The 1,650-nt window shown below is 39.5% G+C and carries 1 protein-coding gene; it reads left to right on the plus strand.

The features are described from left to right. Positions 1-1,457 precede the first annotated feature (1,457 nt). Positions 1,458-1,650: hypothetical protein (locus E6C70_RS16545; protein ID WP_136425584.1), on the plus strand; the 193-nt coding region annotated here is incomplete at its 3' end.

A 1,650-nucleotide genomic window follows, 5' to 3' on the forward strand; every position in this document is an offset into this window, starting at 1 on the left:
ATAGGCTCCTTAGGCCTCCCGAGAAGAATTAAACAAATAAGAAAAGAAAAAGAAGTCTAGAGTCTCCTCTAGCTAAGCGTTTCAACCATTCAAGGGTGGGTGAAGTCCTTTACAATTTAATTAGATAATCCTTGGCCGGCAAGCAAAGCAGTAATCAGTTCTAAGTTCTTTTCTTAGTTAAGTTTAGGGTCTTCAAGACCAAAATTGCTTTTTACTACTATTGATTCCCACTAAAAGAGAGCCTGGGCCACTTCCTTTAGGTTGGGAATAATTAAATCTCGAAAAATAGCCCAGCCAAGGCCAGATGTTCTGTTAGGAACGGCCTTGAACTAGTTCCCAGGGGAGCTATTCTCCAAGAGAGCAAGAAGAATTCCGAACTAAGCCAGGAAAGGAAAATAGAAAGATGGAGCCAAGGAAAGTTGGTTCGTCCGTGAGCCGTAGCAACCCCCAAGTGTGGTATAGCTAACCATTACTGGTCAGCAGTCAAAGTATTATAAATGTTAAGGATTATTTAAAAAGAAAATTTCTTAAGAAATATAAGAAGAACTTTATAAATAATCCAAGAGAAACTTAATAAATCAAAAGATTTAACCCAGCCCATTAAGGCTAGACAATAAATTGTCGGGCAAGTTCCTCCCTACGCGAAGGTTAGGCCGCCAGCACCATTTAAAGCAATTTAGCTCAGCATAATTCTATGAGCATATCTCCTTGCGCCCAATAACCGTGTTCTTCGGTTGAAAGCAAGCCGTGAATTTCTCCCGAGCTACCCCCTTTATCCTACTAGTTCGGAGTTTCTAAGCTAGGCGGGGTCAACCCCCATACTAAAATTATGGTGGGATTACAGGGTGAGCTAAGGGTTCAACGGAATTCTTTCCTATCCGGGGGAAATAGGTTTTCCCAAGATAGCCGAGCAGAGTTTATAATACTTCCCTTATAGAAATTAATTATAAATTGAATTTCTATAAGTAATTGTCTTTATTAAGCTCTAAAAACTATTCACCAATGGTTTGGAAATAAAGACAATCTATTACTTAGGAAAGCTCTGATTTAGCAATGTCTATTTCTACTAAGTTATTCGTCCATAACTAAACGGTAGTTTCAAAGGGGTGGTTCCCAATGAGCAATAGGTAAAAGGTGCAATTCCTTTTTAGAGCTAGGCTAAGCAATTCAAGGCTTTTGTATAACAATTACCCCTTTTTCTCCGGTTTAGCTCGTGGTTTTTCAGTGGCCTCAGGCAGTCAACTTTCACCTCTAAGGGGAGTAGACTGCTTTTTTAAAAATTATCTTGAATGTTAATATCCTAGCGTCCGCGCGCGCAGCGCGCGAGATGCCTCCCTCCTCCTACGGAGGAGGGACGCGTAATTTTATTTTTAATGTGGCTAACTTCAAACAGCCCTGCAAAAATAAAAAGAAATTAGCTAGGTCAGCAAATTATTTATCAATTATAGACTAAAAATATGACTAAAAACTCTTCTTTTTTCGCTCTTTTTAGCTGGATTCTTTTGGCTTACCTGGGCTGTAAACTTTGCTTGGACTCATCTAATTTTCTGCTGCTTTGCGAGGATGAAGAAGAAGTCCGCAAAGCTGCCATTCACAATGTTCAGGAAGGTTCGGTGGAATTTAATAATATCAAAATCACTGGCTTAAAAG

Source organism: Orlajensenia flava, from assembly GCF_004801905.1.
GTDB lineage: Bacteria > Actinomycetota > Actinomycetes > Actinomycetales > Microbacteriaceae > Orlajensenia > Orlajensenia flava.